The 19,968-nt window shown below is 54.4% G+C and carries 18 protein-coding genes; 7 read left to right on the forward strand and 11 right to left on the reverse strand.

The window, feature by feature from the left end:
• The 3 genes from B2310_RS06325 to B2310_RS06335 all read right to left on the reverse strand — a co-directional run.
• Positions 1–1,577, reverse strand: a 1,577-nt coding sequence (locus B2310_RS06325; protein ID WP_290729708.1) for a glycoside hydrolase family 43 protein, incomplete at its 3' end; no start/stop codon positions are given.
• Positions 1,578–1,743: 166 nt separating this feature from the next.
• Complete coding sequence (locus B2310_RS06330) at positions 1,744–3,093, reverse strand: LamG-like jellyroll fold domain-containing protein (protein ID WP_290729711.1); 1,350 nt, start codon at positions 3,091–3,093, stop codon at positions 1,744–1,746.
• 14 nt (positions 3,094–3,107) lie between these two features.
• Complete coding sequence (locus B2310_RS06335) at positions 3,108–3,965, reverse strand: TIGR02147 family protein (protein ID WP_290729714.1); 858 nt, start codon at positions 3,963–3,965, stop codon at positions 3,108–3,110.
• Positions 3,966–4,182: 217 nt separating this feature from the next.
• On the opposite strand from B2310_RS06335, the gene B2310_RS06340 reads away from it, so the two are divergent.
• Positions 4,183–6,348 carry a T9SS type A sorting domain-containing protein gene (locus B2310_RS06340; RefSeq protein WP_290729717.1) on the forward strand — a complete coding sequence of 722 codons (2,166 nt, stop codon included), beginning with the start codon at positions 4,183–4,185 and terminating at the stop codon, positions 6,346–6,348.
• Positions 6,349–6,455: 107 nt separating this feature from the next.
• Here B2310_RS06340 and B2310_RS06345 read toward each other — a convergent pair whose 3' ends face one another.
• Positions 6,456–7,439 (reverse strand): AAA family ATPase, encoded by a 984-nt coding sequence (locus tag B2310_RS06345; protein WP_072807678.1) that lies wholly within the window; start codon positions 7,437–7,439, stop codon positions 6,456–6,458.
• Positions 7,440–7,534: 95 nt separating this feature from the next.
• Here B2310_RS06345 and B2310_RS06350 point away from each other — a divergent pair, with 95 nt between their 5' ends.
• The gene (locus tag B2310_RS06350; protein ID WP_290729720.1) at positions 7,535–8,167 is read left to right on the forward strand and encodes a hypothetical protein; all 633 of its coding nucleotides are present in this window, start codon (positions 7,535–7,537) and stop codon (positions 8,165–8,167) included.
• A gap of 37 nt (positions 8,168–8,204) precedes the next feature.
• Here the strand turns inward: B2310_RS06350 and B2310_RS06355 are convergent, their stop codons facing one another.
• The 3 genes from B2310_RS06355 to B2310_RS06365 form a co-directional block, all read right to left on the reverse strand.
• Positions 8,205–8,846: a hypothetical protein gene (locus B2310_RS06355; RefSeq protein ID WP_290729723.1), complete on the reverse strand. Its 642-nt coding sequence runs from the start codon at positions 8,844–8,846 to the stop codon at positions 8,205–8,207.
• An 80-nt stretch (positions 8,847–8,926) separates the two neighbouring features.
• The gene (locus B2310_RS06360; protein WP_290729726.1) at positions 8,927–9,649 is read right to left on the reverse strand and encodes a hypothetical protein; all 723 of its coding nucleotides are present in this window, start codon (positions 9,647–9,649) and stop codon (positions 8,927–8,929) included.
• A gap of 84 nt (positions 9,650–9,733) precedes the next feature.
• Positions 9,734–10,072, reverse strand: coding sequence for a TfoX/Sxy family protein (locus tag B2310_RS06365; protein ID WP_290729729.1), 339 nt, complete (start codon positions 10,070–10,072; stop codon positions 9,734–9,736).
• A gap of 36 nt (positions 10,073–10,108) precedes the next feature.
• Here B2310_RS06365 and B2310_RS06370 point away from each other — a divergent pair, with 36 nt between their 5' ends.
• A complete protein-coding gene (locus B2310_RS06370; protein WP_290729731.1) occupies positions 10,109–10,441 on the forward strand; it encodes a DMT family transporter in 333 nt (110 codons plus the stop codon).
• Positions 10,442–10,443: 2 nt separating this feature from the next.
• On the opposite strand, the gene B2310_RS06375 is transcribed toward B2310_RS06370, so the two are convergent.
• On the reverse strand, positions 10,444–11,397 hold the full coding sequence (locus B2310_RS06375; protein ID WP_290729734.1) for an alginate O-acetyltransferase AlgX-related protein: 954 nt from the start codon (positions 11,395–11,397) through the stop codon (positions 10,444–10,446).
• A gap of 65 nt (positions 11,398–11,462) precedes the next feature.
• On the opposite strand from B2310_RS06375, the gene B2310_RS06380 reads away from it, so the two are divergent.
• Entirely contained in the window at positions 11,463–12,296 is an 834-nt protein-coding gene (locus B2310_RS06380) for an FISUMP domain-containing protein (protein ID WP_290729737.1), read from the forward strand.
• Positions 12,297–12,314: 18 nt separating this feature from the next.
• On the opposite strand, the gene B2310_RS06385 is transcribed toward B2310_RS06380, so the two are convergent.
• A complete protein-coding gene (locus B2310_RS06385) occupies positions 12,315–13,229 on the reverse strand; it encodes a DMT family transporter (RefSeq protein WP_290729740.1) in 915 nt (304 codons plus the stop codon).
• A 243-nt stretch (positions 13,230–13,472) separates the two neighbouring features.
• Between B2310_RS06385 and B2310_RS06390 the strand changes: the two genes are divergently transcribed.
• From B2310_RS06390 to B2310_RS06400, 3 genes are read left to right on the forward strand one after another with little or no spacing between them, the layout of a single operon-like run.
• The gene (locus B2310_RS06390; protein ID WP_072807659.1) at positions 13,473–14,750 is read left to right on the forward strand and encodes an O-acetylhomoserine aminocarboxypropyltransferase/cysteine synthase family protein; all 1,278 of its coding nucleotides are present in this window, start codon (positions 13,473–13,475) and stop codon (positions 14,748–14,750) included.
• A 9-nt stretch (positions 14,751–14,759) separates the two neighbouring features.
• Complete coding sequence (locus B2310_RS06395) at positions 14,760–15,560, forward strand: thioredoxin family protein (protein WP_173381600.1); 801 nt, start codon at positions 14,760–14,762, stop codon at positions 15,558–15,560.
• 59 nt (positions 15,561–15,619) lie between these two features.
• Positions 15,620–17,425: an AAA family ATPase gene (locus tag B2310_RS06400; RefSeq protein WP_290729746.1), complete on the forward strand. Its 1,806-nt coding sequence runs from the start codon at positions 15,620–15,622 to the stop codon at positions 17,423–17,425.
• A 2-nt stretch (positions 17,426–17,427) separates the two neighbouring features.
• Here B2310_RS06400 and rsmA read toward each other — a convergent pair whose 3' ends face one another.
• Positions 17,428–18,210, reverse strand: a complete 783-nt coding sequence (rsmA, locus tag B2310_RS06405; RefSeq protein ID WP_290729749.1) for a 16S rRNA (adenine(1518)-N(6)/adenine(1519)-N(6))-dimethyltransferase RsmA — start codon at positions 18,208–18,210, stop codon at positions 17,428–17,430.
• A gap of 37 nt (positions 18,211–18,247) precedes the next feature.
• Entirely contained in the window at positions 18,248–19,963 is a 1,716-nt protein-coding gene (locus tag B2310_RS06410) for an MATE family efflux transporter (protein ID WP_290729752.1), read from the reverse strand.
• Between the last annotated feature and the right edge of the window lie 5 nt (positions 19,964–19,968).

The following is a 19,968-nucleotide window of genomic DNA, read 5'->3' on the forward strand; positions in this document are numbered from 1 at the left end:
TGGTCAAGCACCACGCCCTCGTAGACAGTTCCACCCAGAGTGAGCGTCACGTAGCTCCGGCCCTTCGCATAGTCGTAATCCCAAGTTCCCGTGTAGGCGCCTGTCACCGTACCGTCGGCATTGAGCTGCATGTTCTGTTCCTGGTTCACCGCCACGGAATCTTCCCAGGTCTGCGGGTTGTTCCTGGGCGGGTTATGCATAATCACCTTGTACGGGCCCGCGATATCGCTGCGGTCGAGCGCACGCGCCGGTAGCCCGTAACCCTCGTGATACTCAAAAGGTGCCGCCACAATCCAACCCATCCTGTTAAAGAACAGCTGGTGAGTCTCGACATTGTGCCAACCCGTATGGTTGTTGAACTTGCGGTGATAAACCAGATACATGCCGCCATCGTCGTCGCGCAACAGCGAATTGTGCCCATCCGCAATTTCGGCCCGGTCTTCGGCCCAGAAACTCCAGCGGTAATTCGCGACAATCGGGAATCCGCGGTCGGTATTGCCCCAATAGTTCAGGATAAACTTTTCAAAAATCGCAGGAGTCCCATCCACATCGACATAGGGCCCCTTCACGTCCTTGCTGCGGAACACGCGCATGGTGTAGCCGCCCTCGGGCGAATAGAACCCGTAACTCACGAACAGGTAGTAGTAGCCATTGCCATCCGCATCCTTGAAATACTGGATGTACGAACCCTCGCCACTCACATAATAACCGCCACCCACGTGGATGCCCATGTAAGGGTCCTCGAGCATCGAAGTCCCGCTCCACTTGGCAGCGCCATTGTTCCCGTACTTGTACGAATAGTCCCTGAGACCGGTAGACTCATCGAGCTTGACCAAGAAAAGCCCGCCGCTCCACGAACCGTACAGGAGCCACAGGTTTCCGTCCTCGTCGTAGAACACGTTCGGGTCGATGCAGCTGGAACCATAGCCGCCATCCCACTTGCCCAAATTAGTGACACCGTTGTTCGCGATATAGTAACGCTCGTCGATTGTCGAAGAACCGGTCACCTTCGCGTAGTCGGCATTGGCGGCAGAACCCGCCGTCTGCTTGTCCATCCCGCCGTAGACGACCGCACCCTTGTACTCGTACGGCCCCTCGATCTTGTCGGATATCAGGAGTACAATGGAACTTTTCCAGTCCTCGCCCGCCATCGAAAAGTACAGGCACCACTTTTTCAGCTTCTTGTTCCACACGATATCGGGCGCCCACAGGTTCCCCTTGGCGGTCGCGGAATTCGTATGTTCCGCATAGTCGGCTTCCGCCTTGAACACGCTGTAGTAATCGTCCCTGGCCTCGTTGCCAGTGACATACACCTTGCCGTCCCTCGAAAGCTGCGGCGTAAACGGGGTCCAGTCCAGCATATCGCGGGAATATGCCGCCCCGTTCATGGTCCCGAATATGTAATAATACTTCGTCCGCGACTTGGCCGCATCGTTTTCAGGATACGAATTCCCGCCCGCGTCCTTATAGACCACAATGACGGAAGGATCGTGAACGGCGACCGAGGCCGCAAATGCGGCAACAGCCGCGAGAGATAAGGCGACACACGCCGCCCTGAATGTTTCCAATACACCCATACCACACTCCTTTCCAGAGAATATATAAAAAATCTACACTTTTTGCAATTAAAAGTCAATAGTTTTACAATATTTTAGAATAATATGATGAGGTTTTAACAACACTTTGCTTAAAAAAAGTCTACATTTCGCAAGATGCACCACGAAAGGCGCCTTAAACGCCCGTTTATTCCCTTATAACCGCATATTGCAGGGCGTAGAAGAGCCGCATCCAGTTGTTGGACTGCGTACCATCGAAGAAGAATACCTCGTCGACACCACCGCGGATACCGCCATAACCGATTGTGGGGTTGAATGCGGCAGCAAAGCCTTCGCCCGAATCAAACTGCCTGGATTCCAGCAGCGTTCCGTCAATGAACGTGGTTACGCTATCGCCGTGAATCTTGAACGAGTAGTTATGCCACTTACCGTCGAGCACCCCGTTTGCGCGGCCGAACAGGGCGTTATACGCCCCCGTCCTGGTATCGAGCCTGAGGTTCACCGCACCCGTAGCACCGCGCTTCTGCAGTGCAAAACCCGTACTGTCATTCTTGGCAGAAATAATTTGCGCGTACTCGCTCACCTGCATGGAATCGATATTGAACCAAATGGAAAGCCCCATGTAGTTGCCGTCTTCGGAGAAGGGCTTGAAATCGGGAATGTAGAACCAGTTGTCGGTAGAATCCACCCAGCGTGAATTGCCGAGCACAGACGCAAGCTCGTTGCCGGTGGCGAGCGCCGCTTCGGACGGCGCAACAGAATCAAAATGCTCCACATAGCGGGCCAGAGCCAAATCAATACGGTCGCTGGACTGGCACGATTCCACGATGTCAAGGGAAATCGCGCCATTCTCGTCGAAGGCTACCCGCGGCAGCACGCCCCAATAAACAGCGGAATCAGAAGCCTTTGCCGTGGGGGCGTCCGCAAGTTCGGCGCGGCTGAGACGCACCATGTTGCCGTCAGCATCCAGCAGGCAGGGATTCTTCACATCCGGGAGCCGGACCGCGAAAGGCATATCCTCAAACACTTCATCCGACGAGGCCAAATCCACAAAACCCTCAGGAAGCACGAGCGCGACAGCGCCCTTGAATTCCGCATCCAGTGCACGGTCGATATTCGTGGAATTTTCCTCGACGCTCCAGGATACCGCCACGGAACGCACGTCACCCTCCAGAGGGTGCACCGAAACGGATTCGTAATCGCCCACGGGCAGGCTATCGAGCGACATCACGCCCGACGCGCACTCAATCGAGGTCGCCACATGCCTGTAGTCCACCGTATCTACATACAAAGTATCGCCTACGGTATCGGCGTTGGCCTTGAACACCACGACGGTATCGCCCACGACAACATCCAGGTTCTCGACAGAAACAAGAATCCGCGCAACGCCCTTGTTACCGGTATTTGTCTCGATAAGGATTCCCGCGGAATCCGTAGAAGACGTATTGCTGCAGCCCGCAAAGAAGGCGAGCACGCACACCGCGGCAAAAGCGAACGCGAGTCGCCCCGCATCAAAGATATTCCTAAAGCATCCCATAAACGCCTTCCTCCCTACGCCTCGCCCGTTCCGGACGGTTTATTGTTTTCGCGGATGTTGCTGAACACGTGCAGGTTCACATGTTCCACGACGGTCGGCGTCTCGTTATCGGCCATCACGATCTGGCGCACCTGCGCCTTGAATTTTTCGGCAGCCTTCTCGACCTTCGCCTGCGCGGATTTCGACACCGCGAACGTGAACGTGGTCATGTCGCGGGACTCGCTCCCTTCGGATTCCAGCGCCAGCTTCGAAAGTTCCAGGCACTGCTTCTGGAACTGGAGCACCATCTGGCTCTTGCTCTGCTGCACCGTGGCAAGGCTATCCTTCGTCGGCTTCCAGAACCCGCGTTCGTCCTTGCGCACGAGCGACATCTTCTGCATGAGTTCAAGGCTTGCCTTCAGGCGCTTCTCGGATACAGGCGGGAAAATCTTCGCCGCAAGTTCCGATACGTCGTCGCCCACATCCATCACCTCGAGAATCGCGTAGACAGTACTATTATACCAGTTGCCAAAGAACTCGTAGCTGTCCGGGTCCACAATCGCCTGCGGGTTCTTGTTCAGGCGCATCATGGCATCAAACGCCGCTTCGCGCACCTGGGCAGTCTTCCCCTGGTCGAAATCGACCATCGCCTCGAAATACCTCGCCTCGTTCCCCTTGAGCCCGATAACGTTTATAAAACGCTCGCGCATGTTGTCGGTCACGCGCTTGCCCTGCACCACGTCGTTGAAATAGCTGCGGGTATTCGGGAGCCCCAGCAAGTTGCAGAACTCAGTACGCGAAAACGAAGGCTCCGCCGCCTGACGGCGCTCCTGGTATTCGGCCAGGAACTTGCGGAACTTGGTAAACTCGAAAATGTTTACGAAGGTATTCATGATATTAAATATACATAAAAATGTAGTACATAGTATAGTAAAAACAAAAATATATGTTATTTACCCATTTTTTTGCTAAAAATTGAGAATTATTTAATTTTTTTCTTGCATTTTATAAATTTTTATAGTACATTTTGTAGTACATTGACGATAAAAAGGTAGTACACTACGTAGTATCGTCATCAGGGATGTTAAAAAAATCAAAAAGGAGTAACCCATGTTACGCAAGACCCTTCTCGCCACATGCATTGCCGGGGCAGGCATTGCAAGCGAATCTCTCGCCGCAGGCGAGGCTCTCGTCAAAAGGCAATTTGAATACCTGGACAGGGGCGTTGTCGCCGTACGGCAGAACAATTACAGCGCACTTGTCAGCTGGCGAAGCCTCGCCACCGACGAAAGCGACCTCGGATTCAACGTTTACCGAACAACTGACGGAAAAACCGTCAAGTTGAACCAGACCGTACTTACCAAGGGTACAAATTTCACCGACGGTACCGCCGACTTTTCGAAGGCCAACACCTACTCCGTCAAGAAGGTACTGAACGGCGTAGAACTCGGAACAAACGGCAGCTACACCATGCCCGCGAACAAGGGAATCGGAGCGTATGTCACCGTTCCCGTCCCAAATATCACATCCACCGTCCATTTCGTGTGGGTGGGCGACTTTGACGGGGATGGCGCATACGACTACCTGCTCGACCAGCCCGCACTCGACCACCAACAACTGCAGGCATACTCGAGCCAGGGAAAGCACCTGTGGACTCTTGATCTTGGCCCGAACAGCGAGAACAAGAACAACATTACACCGGGCGCATCAACGCTCGACGTGGGCATGTGGGACGGGGCAACCGTCTATGATATCGATTCCGACGGCTTTGCCGACGTTATCGTACGAATAGCCGACGGTGTCACCTTCGGTGATGGCAAAAAATTCACGCTCAGTGGAACGAACGCCCAGGCCATAGCCGTCCTGGACGGGCGTACCGGCGCACTGAAAACATACGCTCCTGTCCCCGATGACTACATCTCGATCGGTCCGATGGCCTGCATGATGGAAATCGCCTATCTCGACGGAAAAAATCCGAGCGTCGTCACGTGGATAAAGAACAGGAATGCGGACAAGAGCTTCAACAGCATGACCGTCGCCTACCGCGTCGAGAAGGGAAAGCTCACGCAGCAGTGGAAGCACGATGCGCGCAAAAGCGGCGGCGGAGCCGAAGCGCACCAGATTAGAATCGCCGATGTGGATTACGACGGCAAGGACGAAGTGTTGCACATGGGCTACGCACTGAACGGCGACGGAAGCCTGCGTTACCAGATTCCCGAAGTCGTTCACGGTGACCGCTGGTACGTAGGGGCATTCAACAAGGGCGACAAGGTGATGATGGGCTACGGAATACAGCAGGACCATCCGAAAAACCTGCTCGAATACTACTACAACGCCTCCACCGGCAAGGTCATCTGGACCCACTACGGCGACGAGTCCTGCGCAGGCCAGTGCGACGTCGCACGCGGGAACATCGGTGACATCGACCCCGATTACGACGGATTCGAAGTCTGGAGTTTCCAGGGAACCTACAACGGCGTCACCAACAAACTTATCGCCAGCAACTACCTGTACCCCGTACTCCGCTACTGGTGGGACGGGGATCTCGCGGCAGAAAGCTACAATGACGGAAAAATCGAAAAGTGGGATTACAAGAACAAGTCGGTTGGCCGTGTGGCAACCACATGGAAAATCTACGGCAGCAGCGGGAGCGAGAGGGGCGTGGGAATGTTCCACGGGGATATCTTCGGTGACTGGCGCGAAGAATCAATCCTCGTGAACTACGACACGAAGGAACTCGTGATATTCACGACAGACATCGCAAGCGAACACCGCTTCTACTCGCTGATGCAGAACCCCTGCTACCGCATGGGGACTACTGCGAAGGGCTATGTGCAGGCAAGCATGCTCGACTACTTCCTCGGCTACGGCATGGACATGCCCCCGAAACCGGATATCGAGATTGTCGGAGGACTACGCGAAGAATCCTTCGCCGACGTCAACTCCTCAAGCGCAGAAATCGTCGGGCCACAGTCTTCCAGCGCAGCAGAAGGCATATCTTCCAGCGCGGAAGGAACCGAGGGCACCACCGCCGTCGAATCCTTGACACCGCGCAACGCAATTAGCGGCCGTATCGACGGTAGCACGCTCCTTCTCAAGGGCATCGACGGCGGCGCGCACGATATCAGCATCTTCGACATGCAAGGCCACCGCATCGCGGAATTCCGCGCCGCGCAGGGGAACGAACTCCACATCACCCTGCGTCAAGGCGCCTACCTCGTCAAAGTCTCGCAAGGCAACAGGACCCTCGGGATATTCAAGGCCGTAAGGCGATAACTCTCGAAGCAACACACCTCCAAAAAATCCCCGGACACCTCGGCTGGGGATTTTAAACTTTTGAGAATGACTGCGCGGGTTTAATGCACCAAAGATGACCGCGAAGTTTACGGAACCTCAACAGAATCCAGAATCTTCTGCACGACAGTCTCGGCGGAGACTTCTTCCGCTTCGGCCTCGTAGCTCAGGATAATGCGGTGGCGGAGCACTTCCATGGCGACGGCCTTCACGTCTTCCGGCGTCACGTAGGCGCGGCCCTGGATGAATGCGTGGGCCTTCGAGGCCTGGGCAAGGCCGATGGATGCACGCGGCGAAGCGCCCACTTCCACAAAGCCCACCAAGTCGCTACGCTTGATGCTGCCCGGATCGCGGGTAGCAAGCACCAGGTTCACGATGTATTCGCGCACGCGTTCGTCCACGTACACCTGCTTCACCAGCTGGCGGGCGGCAAGGATATCTTCCTTCGTGGCGACGGCCTGCGGCTGGCGGAGTCCCGCACCGGCGACGGCATCGAGAATCTTCATTTCGTCGGCCTTGTTCGGGTAGCTGACCTTCACCTTCAAGAGGAAACGGTCCACCTGAGCTTCGGGCAGCGGATACGTACCTTCCTGCTCGATGGGGTTCTGCGTGGCAAGCACCAGGAACGGCTCGTCCAGCTTGAACGTCTCGTCACCGATGGTGATATGGCGTTCCTGCATCGCTTCGAGCAAGGCGCTCTGCACCTTCGAGGGAGCACGATTGATTTCATCGGCCAGCACCAGATTCGTAAACAGCGGGCCCTTGCGGGTCTCGAACTTCGCTTCCTTCGCGTTGTAAATCGTGGTACCCAGCAAGTCGGCCGGCAACAGGTCGGGCGTGAACTGGATGCGCTTGAAGTCGAGCGACACGGCATCGGCAAAAGCCTTCACCGCAGTCGTCTTGGCAAGGCCCGGCAAGCCTTCCAGCAGCACGTGACCGTCGGCCAAAATACCCGTCAAAATGCTTTCCACCAGAGCCTTCTGGCCAATCACCGTCCCTTCCACTTCACGCAGCAAGTTCATGCAGAATGCGCTCTGCTGCCTAACCTTTTCCGAAAGTTCCTGAATATCCATTTAGTTAACCTCTATGATTTTTACGGACATTAAAATACAAAAATTGCCCCGAGAAAAAAAATTTCTCCCCGTTTATGTTACATTTATTGCGTAACATGGTGCATTTTACCGAAAAAGATCTCAAAATTTACGAGGAAAAAATCCTCAAGCAGCCGCAGCCCCTGCCCGACAAAAGGGGATTTAAGCAATTCCTGATACTCATCGGCATCGTATTCGCAATCTTCGTTTTCGCATTACTTCGCGGACCACGCGGCCGCCCTGAAGACGGTTTACTGTTCACCATCGCCAGCGACCCCTCCGTAATCAAGAGCCTTCAACTTTGGCACGTTTTCGAATTTGCCAAGTTCCTCCCCGCAATCGGGATTTTCATCTGGTATTCGACATGCATCCCCTTTTTCAATAAGCACATCTGGAAAGACAAGGATCCGTCAGCGAACCTCCCTCCCGAGGATTTCTGGCTCAGGAACTTCAAGATTGCCCTGAGCATCGCATCGTTCCTTTTCTTCTTTTCCCTAGAAACTTTCGCCCGCGGGGAATACGACGGCCTGTTCTATTCCGGCCTGGGCCAGCCTGCATACATCATCGCGTTAGGCTACCTGGTCGCATCTACTTTGTACATCATCAACGCGTTCTTCCCCATAATCAAGAGGCTCCGCCCCAAGTACGGCATAACCCTGCTCGCATTCGCCGCAATCCTCGAAGCATGCGTCAAGAACTGCTTTTCGTAAAGGCATAGACGGGGGGGGGACCGCCCTTTTTAAAAAACTAGCCATCAGAATCAAAGCCATAATTTATCATAAAATAAAAGCGATTTCTCGGTTCATCAATTTCCCGTCCATATCGCAACTCTACCGAAAAGGCCTTATACGCCAAATAAATTCCGGTACCAAACTCATGATAAAAACCCGTAGCCGGAGAACCTAAACCAGCTTCATTCTTATCTACACCGTGGGCATTACGCGAAATGTGTTCACTTAGCCCCACTCTAAGATTTTTACTTACAGGATATTCTTCGATCAACATCAATCCGCCGTAAATAGGGACTTGCTTGTCAACCACTAAAACAGACATACCGAACCAGCCTTGAACGCCTACGTATTCCCATCGGGAACCAGCAAGGCCGCTTATCGAATAAAGATTTTCCGAATAAAGTCCCAGAACCAAATGGCTGTATCTAAACAAAAGAGAAACATCTAAATCACCAAAGAGTTCTACATCAGAATAGTCACTCTGCAACCGATTCTTGCCTCGATGGAGGTCACCGACTTTAGCAGTCCCTCCGATAACAATAGCAGTTCCGTCTTCTTTCACATTCATAAACTGCGCTGCAGAAGGCGGATGACTTGAGCACCCCGCAAGCAGCAGGGCGCATACCGTCAAAGCAATCCATAAAATTCCGCGGGCCATTATCTATAAAATAGAATATCTAGGCAAAAACCGAATTCATTCCATCCAACAATTCGTGGACTTCATCAAATAAAACGGACTTACAAATACAGCCCTAATCGGATGTCGCACTTGACGCCGGCAAAATCGGCGTAGTTCATCCACACGGCGCAACCGGCGCTCACGCCGTTGATAAGCACATCCTCGTCCTCGATAATGTTCTTGCGGCTTTGCAGGGTATGCTCGTAACGGATGCCCAGCGAGTAGTGGAACAACGGTTCAACATAATCATCGTTGTCAAACAGCTCATAAGACGAGATGCCTATACCAACTTCGGGCGCGATTTTCCAAATACCGTTCATGTCGATTGGCGGCCTGTAAAAGACGTTTGCATCGACAAATGCCATCGATAAATTAGTGCCGCCACCAAACGACATAAAAAGTTCACCAAACCGGGAAACAAAAGCCCAAACAAGTTCCGCACCTCCCGCCACATCTTTTTCTTCAGCAAAGAAAGGCATGGTCAGCGCAATTCCCAAGTAGCCCGTCTTGTAATTTCGATTCTTCTCGCGCCATTTTTTCTGATTTTCCTTGGCTCGGCGCGCATTTTCATCATTTTCGCGCTTGTGATATTCACCTTGGCGCTTTTTACAATCATAATCGTCGTCTCTGCACGAAGTCGCCCATTCGGCAATACCAAAAATCACATCCAGCACAGAAGGCTTATCATCACTGTTCGAATTCGAGGAACCCGCCCATGCCGGAAAAACAAGCATGCACACGCATGCTAGAACAATCCGCAAATTGTGTTTCGGCGAGAACATACCTAACCCCCATATCCATGAAGATATATTAACGCACTTGAAAATGAGCGTAGGTTATCAGCAAATTCCGTGCGTTCGTCGGGATTATTTCTTCTTCGCTTTCGGGGCGGGCACTTCCGGCAGCATCGCGTCCAGAAGCTTCGCCAAAAATTCGCTGTCTTCAATCTGTTCGTTGGTCACGCGGAGCATGGGCTTCGCACCATCGTAGGGTAATTGCTTCTTTGCGCCGGGGAGCATCGCCACAGCCGCCGGCACGGGCTTCACCAGCAGGCGGTCATCGTAAATCCCGCCGAAGATTTTCCCGTCGGCATACAGAATGTACTCGCCCATCATCTTGCGGGTGGTCACGCGGAAACCACCTTCAAGCAGCTCCCCATTGAACTGCTCCAAAACGTGGTCACGAAACTTCTCTGAACTCGGCATGGTTACAATATAACAATTAATTTGTATATTCTCCCTATGCTCAACTACGTATTCCTTATCCTCGCCATTGTTGCGGAAGCCGCCGGCACCACACTGCTCAAGATGTCGGAACAGTTCACCAAACTCGTCCCTTCCATCGCATCGCTCGTCTGCTACGTGGCGTCGCTTTATCTGCTAAGCCTTTGCATGCGGACTATCCCCATCGGCATCGCATATGCCACCTGGTCGGCGCTCGGCATCGCGCTCATTACCGTCAGCGGCATTTTCTTTTTCAAGCAGATGCCGGATTTGGGCGCCATTATCGGGCTCGTCCTGATTATTTCCGGCGTTGCCGTGCTGAATCTTTTCTCGAAGATGGATATCCACTAGAGCTAGAATTCCGGCATGCTGAAATCGCCGTAAAGCTCGCGGCCGTCGAATACCCAGACAACCATCTTTTTGCCTTCCAGGAATTTTGAACGGCCCTTGAACAAGGTCGGGCCCAGGTTCCCCCCACCGATTCGGCTGCGGGTAAAGGTCTTTATCCCTGTCGCCTGCGCTATGTAAGCGCCGATATTGGAAGAACTGTTCCAGCCAAAATCGGCATTGCTGTCGCCGATAACCACGATGGGAGCGTCCTTGGAACCATGGTAGCGTTTACCTTCGGCATCTACGGTCTTCAGCACACGCACGTCGTAATCGGGATAGCTGTTATACTTCAGGTGGTAAAGATTCCCAGAGCCGGGGACAACCGTATCGCGCAGGAACCACTCTCCCCTCGGGACATCCAAATCCATCTCGTTGATGGTATCGGCAATCATCTGGGCAAGCAATTGCCGGCCAGCGCTGGTATAGTGGCTTTCGTACGCCTCGAACATGGGCGTTTCCTCGTTCTTTTCGAGAAACTCCTCCACGGCATCTACAACGACAACACCTTCGTCCTGCAAAGCATCCACCCATTCTTCATATTGCGGAGCAACAATCCCACCCGACAATTCTTCCGAATAATGTTCCGCCTCGATTTGCAGTTTGTCCGGAACCGGCACCACAACCAGCTTGATACCGCGCACTTCCAGCGAATCGTTGAAGGCGACAAAGGAATTCAAGTTTTCTTTCCAGTCCACCACCAGGTTGACAAGACTTTCCTGCAGGAATATCCAGTCGTCAACGCCGTTCACCGCACAGCGGGCCTCTTTCAGTTCACCGCCGCATTTTTCAAGATCGTCTTCAATCTGTTCCTGAACTTCCGGTGGGATTTCGGGGCGCAAAGACCACCAAGCCGTGACAAGCATCGCCGCCACCGTCGCAAGCCCCAAGGCTACCATCAGACATTTTCGAGAAACCATTGCAGCGTCAAATTTAGTTTTTATATTTGTTTATTGCACACAAAATACTTGTAGGAGAAGATAATATGAACTTCAAACGCTCCAGCAGCATTGTAATCGCGGCTCTTGCCTTCGGGATTGCGCTTGTCGCCTGCGATTCCGATTCGTCTTCCGGCCCGCAAAATGACCCCGCCTCTTCGAATGCGTATGACCGCGTCAGCGTTGGCCCTACTAGTTATGGCGAAATTATTTTGGTTTCAAGCTCCAGCGCCACACCGAAGGACGTCGTTCTGAGTAGTAGCGAAAAATCGAGCAGCAGCGAGACAAGTGTGTCCAGTTCATCTAGCGCAGCCGTCTCGAACGTGGAATACGGCACGCTCGCCGATTCCCGCGACGGCAAGAGCTACAAGACCGTGAAAATCGGCAGCCTCACGTGGATGGCCGAGAACCTGAACTATGACAACAGTGCTACCGCCACGGGTTCCATCGATTCAAGCTTCTGCTACGACGGCATTCCCGCGAACTGCGAAAAGTATGGCCGCCTTTACCAGGAATACGCCGCGACGGCCGTGTGCCCCGAGGGTTGGCGCCTCCCCACTGCGGACGACTGGCGCGACCTGACCACTACGGCGAAGAGCGAGTTCGGCGACAACAACGGCTCCCTGCGCGCTGTGGGTGAATGGGAAAATACGATTTTTGGAGACAACGTAACGGCCACGAACGCAAGCGGGTTCTCCGCTCTCCCGGCAGGTTACCGCGCCAAGACGGGCGAATGCGACGGCGAGGGCACCAAGGCCTATTTCTGGGGCGAAGACAACATGAATCACTACGCCTGGATACTCTCGAACCAGTACGACATGGAGAAGGAATCCATGCAGCGCGGGTACTATGCCTACGCCGTGCGTTGCGTCAAGGAATAGTAAATCAGGAAGCGCGGACTAGGAACCGCGTTTCATCTCGGCCATGACCATGCCCGCGACAATCGCTACCGCACCCGCGATGGCGACAGGCGTGATGCGTTCCCCGAGGGCGATGACCGCCGTGATGATGGTGACGAGCGGGATGGCGTAGATGTAGTTGCTCGCGAGCACCGTGCCGAGCTGCTTCAGCACCTTGTTCCATGCGAGGTAGCCGAGCAGCGACGAGAAAACCGTGAGGCAGACGAAGTTGAACGATACGACCGGTTCCGCGAAATTTTGCCACGGGATATCGAACGTTTTGTGGATATCGCCACCCGCCTCGAAGAATAGCGCGGGCAGCGACATGAGTGCCCCGTAAAAGAACATCTTGCGGGTTATGAACAAAGTAGAATACACGCCGTTGAACTGGCGCACGACCAGCGAATAGATGGCCCACATGACGGACGAGGTGAACGCGAGCATGTCGCCCACGGGCGAAAGTTTCAGGATGAATTTCCCGTTCAGCACCACGAGCACCATCCCGACAAACGTAATCAGGCACCCGACAACCTGCCGCTTGCCGAGGCGCTCCGCCTTGTACAGGATGCCCCCGAAAATCATGGTGAGCAGCGGGTTCGTGCACACGATGAGCGAGACGTTGCTGCTGGGTGAAAGCGAGAGGGCCGTGTTCTCGGCCCAGAAATAGAGCGTGCAGCCCGTGATACCGCAGACGAACAGGATGATTTCGTGCTTCCAGTTCTTGCAGCGGAACTTCTTGTGGGATGCCGCGAGCAGGATAAGGTAGGTGACCGCGAACCGCAACGTAAAAATCTGCACCGCGGTAAAACCGTGATTCAGCAGCACCTTCGTGCTCACGAAACTCGTGCCCCAGAACGCAATCGTCGCGATGGCGAGGATATGCCAGAGGGCCATGTTGTTGCGCGCGGGTGTCATCGGCCACAAAGATAGAAAAAAGGGATGCTTAGCCGTCGGTTGATTTTAAATTTATGCAAATATTTGCATAAACGCATTGACAAGGTATAGTCTTTTTCTATATTTACCTACCGAAAAGATATGCTAAGGCGGCCTTTTTCGAAGACCATACGATGAGATTATCTATCGTCTAGGTTGGTGAGCTTGTCGAACCACGTCTTTCGTCTATCTATATTTTAAGGCTATAACAAACAAGAGGCAAAAATGTCCAAGATCGAAACTTTGTGCGTACAGGGCGGCTGGCAGCCGAAAAACGGCGAACCGCGCGTCCTTCCCATCTACCAGAGCACCACTTTCAAGTACGAGTCCAGCAACGCGATGGCCGACCTGTTCGACCTGAAGGCCAGCGGCTACTTCTACACGCGCCTGCAGAACCCGACCAACGATGCCGTGGCATCCAAGATTGCGGCCATGGAAGGCGGTGTCGCTGCGATGCTCACGAGTTCCGGTCAGGCGGCGAACTTCTTCGCCGTGTTCAACATCTGCGAGGCGGGCGACCACTTCATCAGCACCAGCGCTATTTACGGCGGTACGAGCAACCTCTTCAGCGTTACCATGAAGAAGCTCGGTATCGAATGCACGTTCGTGGACCAGGACGCTAGCGACGAGGAAATCGAGAAGGCTTTCCGCCCGAACACCAAGTGCTTCTTCGGCGAGACGGTGGCAAACCCCGCCGGCAAGATTTTGGACCTCAAGCGCTTCGCCGACATCGCCCACAAGCACGGCGTGCCGATGATTGTGGACAATACGTTCCCGACTCCGATTCTTTGCCGCCCGATTGAATTCGGCGTGGACATCGTGACTCACTCCACCACCAAGTACATGGACGGTCACGCGATGGCTGTGGGTGGCTGCATCGTGGATAGCGGTAACTTTGACTGGGAAGCCCATCACGACAAGTTCAAGGGTCTCACCGAACCGGACCCGAGCTACCACGGCCTTGCCTACACGAAGGCTTTCGGCAAGGGCGCCTTCATCACGAAGGCTACGGCCCAGCTGATGCGTGACCTCGGCAGCATCCAGGCTCCGCAGAACGCGTTCCTCCTGAACGTTGGCCTTGAAACGCTCCATCTGCGCATGCCGCGCCACTGCGAAAACGCTCTCGCCTGCGCGAAGTTCCTGCAGAACCACCCGAAGGTGGCCTGGGTCGATTACGCGGGCCTCGAGGGCAACAAGTACCACGAACTTGCCAAGAAGCAGTTCAAGGGCGGGCTCCCGTGTGGCGTGCTCACCTTCGGTATCAAGGGTGGCCGCGAAAAGAGCATCCAGTTCATGGACAACCTCAAGATGATCTGCATCGTGACCCATGTGGCCGATGCCCGCAGCTGCGTGCTGCATCCGGCAAGCCACACGCACCGTCAGCTCAGCGACGAACAGTTGATCGAGGCAGGCGTTGCTCCGGACCTGATCCGCTTCAGCGTCGGTATCGAAAACGTCGAAGACATCATCGCGGACCTCACGCAGGCTTTGGACAAGGTGTAATTCCCGAAGATGAGAACCTCCTTCGTAAAGGTAATCGCGAATATCTGCGCCGTGGCTCTGGCCACGGCCAGTTTCGCGTTTGCAAAAGGGAACGCACAGGCGGCCGAAGACATCAAGATTGTCAAGATAAACGACAGCAACTTCGAGAAAGAAATCCTGCAGTCGAAAAAGCCAGTGATTCTGGACATCACTTCCACAAGCTGCCCGCCCTGCCTCATCATGATTCCGACCCTCATCGGCATCGCCAAAAATTACAGCGACATCAAGATTGCGACCGTGGGAATCGACGAGCCGAACATAGACAAGATAAAGGCTTCACTCCCGATTCAAGCGTTTCCGACATTCTTCTTCATCCGCGACGGAAAGTTTATCAACCAGCTCGTCGGGGCAGTCAAGGAAGAAGATCTGTTGAACGCCCTGCAGTATACGCCGGACCCGAAAGTGAAGGCAAATGCGGCAAGGCCGAAAAAAGTCAAGAACACGCAGAAGAATCTCGTCTGCAAGGTAAACGGCCAGTTCAACGGTCTCAAGAACCTCGTCACCATTTCGTTCGTGTTCGGTGACTACGAAATCAAGAATGTCGACATCGTCACCGACGTGTTCGTGCCGCCCGAACTGAGCGACAGGCGCGAACAGATGATAGAACACGTGCGTGCAAGCGGCAAGGGCGAGGTCGAGCCGACCATGACTGGATTCCGCATGCACATCGACAACGATTGCCGATTCATGAAGGCGATGGACATGAAACGCACTTCGACCTATGGCGAAATGCGTGCCGGTCTCGAATTGCAGGGTTTTTCCTGCAAGTAGCGGCGCAGGGCTATTTTCCCGTTTCGTTTCCAGTAAAATAATATAGATTTGAAGAGCGTATGCCAAAAAGAAAGACGAACCAGACTCTTCTCGCAGGCATCAGCTCCGTCATGCTGATGCTCACGATGGTCGCCACCGTGGCCATCATCAAGCTTTCCTCCGTTCTGGGAGCGTCCGCCTACCTCCTCTTCATCGCGCTCGTCCTCATTATCTCCGTAACCGGGTTCCTCCTGTGGACCCGCTACCGTTCCACCGAGACGGCGCAGCAGGTTGCCGACCTGATGAAAGAGGTGATGACATCCCCGATGGAGAAGAATCTTTCGGGAGATTCGCAGTATGCCGTTGCCGTGAAGCCGAACGGCCAGATAGACCCGAGGCTCACGAAATACATGACGAAGCTTGCGCCCACGGTAAACGCCATCGCAAGTTTCTTCAAGGATTTCATATATTACGACGGCGTGGCCGAAAAGTTGCGCAACCACTTTGAACTGGGCGAAGGCAGCGACACGTTCCAGGAACTTTCGACCATATTCCTCTCGGACATCAACTACCTTTCCGAAAAGCTCGGCCACGAAATGAGCCTCGACTCGTTCGAGTCCTGCGGTTTTGTTTCGCTACTGCTGCGCCTGCGGACAAACGCACCCGCCACGACGGACTGGAACCGCCTTGTTCTCCAGTCATTCGTCGACAAAGAAATCGAGATGGGTCCCCTGGTGCAAAACCTGGAAAGGAACCACGCCCAGATAGAGACCACCGGAGAGATATTCCTGTTCAGTTCGATATTCGGAGGATTTTCTCCCGATGCCGTCCGCAAGTACTCGCGGCTCCTTTATGACTATTCCGCGGCGCTTGCAAACATCGACGGCAAGCTCACTCCGGACGAGGTGCAATGGCTGCAGTACCTGGAAAGGCACATCGGGAACAACCGCTCGGCAGCATGGCGCCCGGGATTCGTCAAGTGCTCCACGCGACCGGTGAACTACAAGAACACGCCTCTAAAAGAAGCCGTCTCGCGCAACATGCGACCCGCAAAGGAAGAACGCGTCCCGCAGGGCGAGGCGGTGAAGCAGCTCGATTCGCTCATCGGCCTTTCGTCGGTGAAGAAGGAAGTCGTCACGTTCTACAACTTTATCCGCGTGCAGAACGAACGCAAGAAGAAAGGGCTTTCCGTTCCGCCGACATCGTACCACCTGGTGTTCTCCGGAAATCCCGGCACGGGCAAGACGACAATCGCGCGCATCATGGCCGAAATTTTCAAGGACCTGGGCGTTCTCCGCAAAGGCCACCTGGTAGAGGCGACGCGGGCAGACCTGGTCGCAGGCTACATGGGACAGACGGCCATCAAGACAAACAAAGTAATAGACGACGCCCTGGACGGAGTCCTGTTTATCGACGAAGCCTACACGCTCGCGCGAAGCGCCGAAAACGACTACGGGCAGGAGGCCATCGACACGCTCCTCAAGCGCATGGAAGATGACCGTGACAGGCTCGTGGTCATCATCGCCGGCTACACGGACGAAATCAAGCGCTTCGTGAACTCGAATCCCGGCCTCTCTTCGCGATTCAACAGGTACATCAACTTCCCCGACTATTCGGAAGACGAGCTCGCGCAGATTTTCAGGTCGTTCCTCGCGAAATACGACTACAAGATAGGCAAAGCCGCAGAGGCCGCCATGAAGCGCTGCATCGCCGATGCCGTCAGCAAGAAAGACAGCCGGTTCGGAAACGGACGCTACGTGCGCAACCTGTTCGAAAAAGTCATCGAGAAGCAGGCCAACCGCCTTGCAGCTTCCCCGGATCTTGGCAGGGTCGACGTAAGCGACCTCATCGCGACCGATTTCGAGCAGGCCGCCGCCGAAAAATAAAGCTACTCCCCGACAATGACCTTGTAGAATTCAAGGAACTGCGAAGGCGAAAGTTCCTCGGCACGGACCGTCGTAGGATAATCCAGAAGTTCGATGGCTTCCTGGATTTTCTTCTTGTCGTAGGCGCGACCGAAGGAATTCGCGAGCGTCTTCCTCTTCTGCGTAAACGCGGCCCGCACGAAGTCGAAGTAACCCTCGGGGACCTGGAGCGGACATTCCTTGGGCGTGAGGAGCATCGTAGCGCTGTCCACGTTCGGGCGCGGCGTGAAGTGTTCCGGGCCGATCTTCCTCAGTATCTGCGTATCGGCGAACGCGGACACGAGTACGGATAAACTTCCGTAGTTGCTGCTGCAGGGCGACGCGCAGATGCGTTCAGCGACTTCGAGCTGCACCATCCCCATGAATCCCCTGGTCAGATGGAGCTTCGGCATGAGCCCCGCGATAATCGCCGTGGAAACGTTGTACGGGAGATTGCCGGTGACCCACGGTTTTGCGTGCGCATCCAGGAATCCCTGCAGGTCGAACTTCAGGAAGTCGATATTCTCGATGCGGAAGTTTTCCCGGCCCCGGAATTTCTGTTCCAGAAATTCCACGCACTGCTCGTCGATCTCGACGGCAGTGAGTTGCACGGCGCGCCCGAGCAGATGCTCGGTCAGCGCCCCGTGCCCGGGGCCAATTTCAAGCACGTAGTCGCCCGCCTCTGCAGGCAGGTCCCCCGCAATCATCTGCGCGGTAGGTACATCCAGAAAGTTTTGGCCGAATTTGCGGCGGCGTGCTCTATCCATACCGAAAAATTAGCAATTCGAATCCGGCGGAGCAATCCTATTCCTGCGCAAAGCGGAACACATGGCGGTTGCAGCTCGTGGTAAGCAGGTAATGCTTGTCGCGCTGGACCTTCATGAACATGTTCACGAGGTAGGCACGAAGTCCCGTCACCGAACGCTCCAGGTCTGTCAGGTCCATGAGTTTCCCGTCGTCCTTGATGACAAGCAGGAATTCGCCCTGCAGCACCTGCAGCGAGACTTCCATGTAAACCTTCCGTCCCGCATTGCTCTCGTAGACGGTCATGCCGAGTTCCTCGAGCAGGAGCATCGCCTTCACGATTCCGGCGTCATCCACGGACGCATCCTTCAGCTTCTTCCCGATGATATCGCGGTACTTGACCAGGTTTTCGGGATTCAGCAACAGATCGTACATATACCAGTGTCCCGTTCCTTCGGATTCTTCGAGAAGGAGCGGAAAACCGGATCTACCGTAGAGCACGAGCTGGACAATGCAGCACACTGCAAAAGCAACAAACGGAGAAACGCCAAATCCGAGCCACACATTACCATCGCCCCAGAGCGGCACACCGCCCAGGACACAGGCTACCGGGCCGAGGAACACCGCGACAAAGATGAACAGGAACGAGAGAATCGGCTTTTCGTGGACATGATAGGCCGCATATATCTTCACAAAAGCGAGCGGACACAGCCCGACAGCGCAGGCGCGAATCGCAAAGGCGAGTTCGTCCGCGGCGCTTGCCGAACTGATGTGGAACAGGCGCGCGAGCAGGGGCGCAAACGCCAGCAGGAGCGCGGTAGCGACCAGAGTCTCCTTGAGCGACACCCAGTTCACGAATTTCATCATCTGCGCGACCCCGTTACCGTTTTCCTCGCCTCGGTAGATGTTGATAATCGGCTCGGCCGCCATCCAGATGCCATTGAATACGACGCTGAGTTCAAGGATTTCGTAAATAACCGAGAGGATGGCAATCCTGTCGCTGCCGAAATGGGTGACGAAGTAGAAGTTCATGACTGCGGCAAACAGCGCAAAGAAAAGATACTCGCACGCTTCCGCCATGCTGAACCGGACAACCTTCGCGACATCGCGGATCTTGAAATACCACACAAACTTGAGCGTATTGCCCTTCCGCACAAAGTGCGAACAAAGCACAAGGATGCTGAGAACAACGGAAAGCACCGTCCCGAGCGCGATTCCCGACATTCCCCAGAACTTGCAGAACACGCACGAGAAGACCAGGTTTCCAAGCAGCAGCACCGCATACGAGATATTGCATGTCTTCATGTCACCGTCGACATACACCATCTCCTGCAAGATATTGTTCAGCGGGATTACGAAGGCAAGTCCCAGGAACCATCCGTAAAACTCGTTCACGAATTTCAGCTGTTCGGCATCTATTCCCGACGTATCGAGGAACAGGCGCCCGACAGCAAAAAGAGCCACCATCAGGATCCCGACCGCAAAAGAAAGGATTATCCCCTGTCCGAAAAAACGGTCCGCACGGTGCTTGTTCAGGCGCCCCAGCTCAATCGAATAGCAGACGAGGCTCCCCACCATGACCATCGCGCTCAGAAACAGGATGAACGAGAACATCGGCGTGAAGAAGGATATCGCCGCCAGCGCATTTTCGCCCAGGAACCGGGCCGCGACCACCTTGTCGATGAAGATGTTCACGAGTTCAGCACAGACCGAAAACGATGCCGTAAAGAGCATCGACGTAAACCGCCTTCCGCAAAATGTCTGGCTGATGCGCATACGGA

The organism is Fibrobacter sp. UBA3629 (assembly GCF_002374005.1).
Taxonomy (GTDB): Bacteria; Fibrobacterota; Fibrobacteria; order Fibrobacterales; family Fibrobacteraceae; genus Fibrobacter.

Bases quoted from the DNA above. Each gene is read 5' to 3' on its own strand.
- B2310_RS06330 (WP_290729711.1), bottom strand. From the start codon at position 3,093: ATGGGATGCTTTAGGAATATCTTTGATGCGGGGCGACTCGCGTTCGCT.
- B2310_RS06335 (WP_290729714.1), bottom strand. From the start codon at position 3,965: ATGAATACCTTCGTAAACATTTTCGAGTTTACCAAGTTCCGCAAGTTC.
- B2310_RS06340 (WP_290729717.1), top strand. From the start codon at position 4,183: ATGTTACGCAAGACCCTTCTCGCCACATGCATTGCCGGGGCAGGCATT.
- B2310_RS06345 (WP_072807678.1), bottom strand. From the start codon at position 7,439: ATGGATATTCAGGAACTTTCGGAAAAGGTTAGGCAGCAGAGCGCATTC.
- B2310_RS06350 (WP_290729720.1), top strand. From the start codon at position 7,535: ATGGTGCATTTTACCGAAAAAGATCTCAAAATTTACGAGGAAAAAATC.
- B2310_RS06355 (WP_290729723.1), bottom strand. From the start codon at position 8,846: ATGGCCCGCGGAATTTTATGGATTGCTTTGACGGTATGCGCCCTGCTG.
- B2310_RS06360 (WP_290729726.1), bottom strand. From the start codon at position 9,649: ATGTTCTCGCCGAAACACAATTTGCGGATTGTTCTAGCATGCGTGTGC.
- B2310_RS06365 (WP_290729729.1), bottom strand. From the start codon at position 10,072: ATGCCGAGTTCAGAGAAGTTTCGTGACCACGTTTTGGAGCAGTTCAAT.
- B2310_RS06370 (WP_290729731.1), top strand. From the start codon at position 10,109: ATGCTCAACTACGTATTCCTTATCCTCGCCATTGTTGCGGAAGCCGCC.
- B2310_RS06375 (WP_290729734.1), bottom strand. From the start codon at position 11,397: ATGGTTTCTCGAAAATGTCTGATGGTAGCCTTGGGGCTTGCGACGGTG.
- B2310_RS06380 (WP_290729737.1), top strand. From the start codon at position 11,463: ATGAACTTCAAACGCTCCAGCAGCATTGTAATCGCGGCTCTTGCCTTC.
- B2310_RS06385 (WP_290729740.1), bottom strand. From the start codon at position 13,229: ATGACACCCGCGCGCAACAACATGGCCCTCTGGCATATCCTCGCCATC.
- B2310_RS06390 (WP_072807659.1), top strand. From the start codon at position 13,473: ATGTCCAAGATCGAAACTTTGTGCGTACAGGGCGGCTGGCAGCCGAAA.
- B2310_RS06395 (WP_173381600.1), top strand. From the start codon at position 14,760: ATGAGAACCTCCTTCGTAAAGGTAATCGCGAATATCTGCGCCGTGGCT.
- B2310_RS06400 (WP_290729746.1), top strand. From the start codon at position 15,620: ATGCCAAAAAGAAAGACGAACCAGACTCTTCTCGCAGGCATCAGCTCC.
- rsmA (WP_290729749.1), bottom strand. From the start codon at position 18,210: ATGGATAGAGCACGCCGCCGCAAATTCGGCCAAAACTTTCTGGATGTA.
- B2310_RS06410 (WP_290729752.1), bottom strand. From the start codon at position 19,963: ATGCGCATCAGCCAGACATTTTGCGGAAGGCGGTTTACGTCGATGCTC.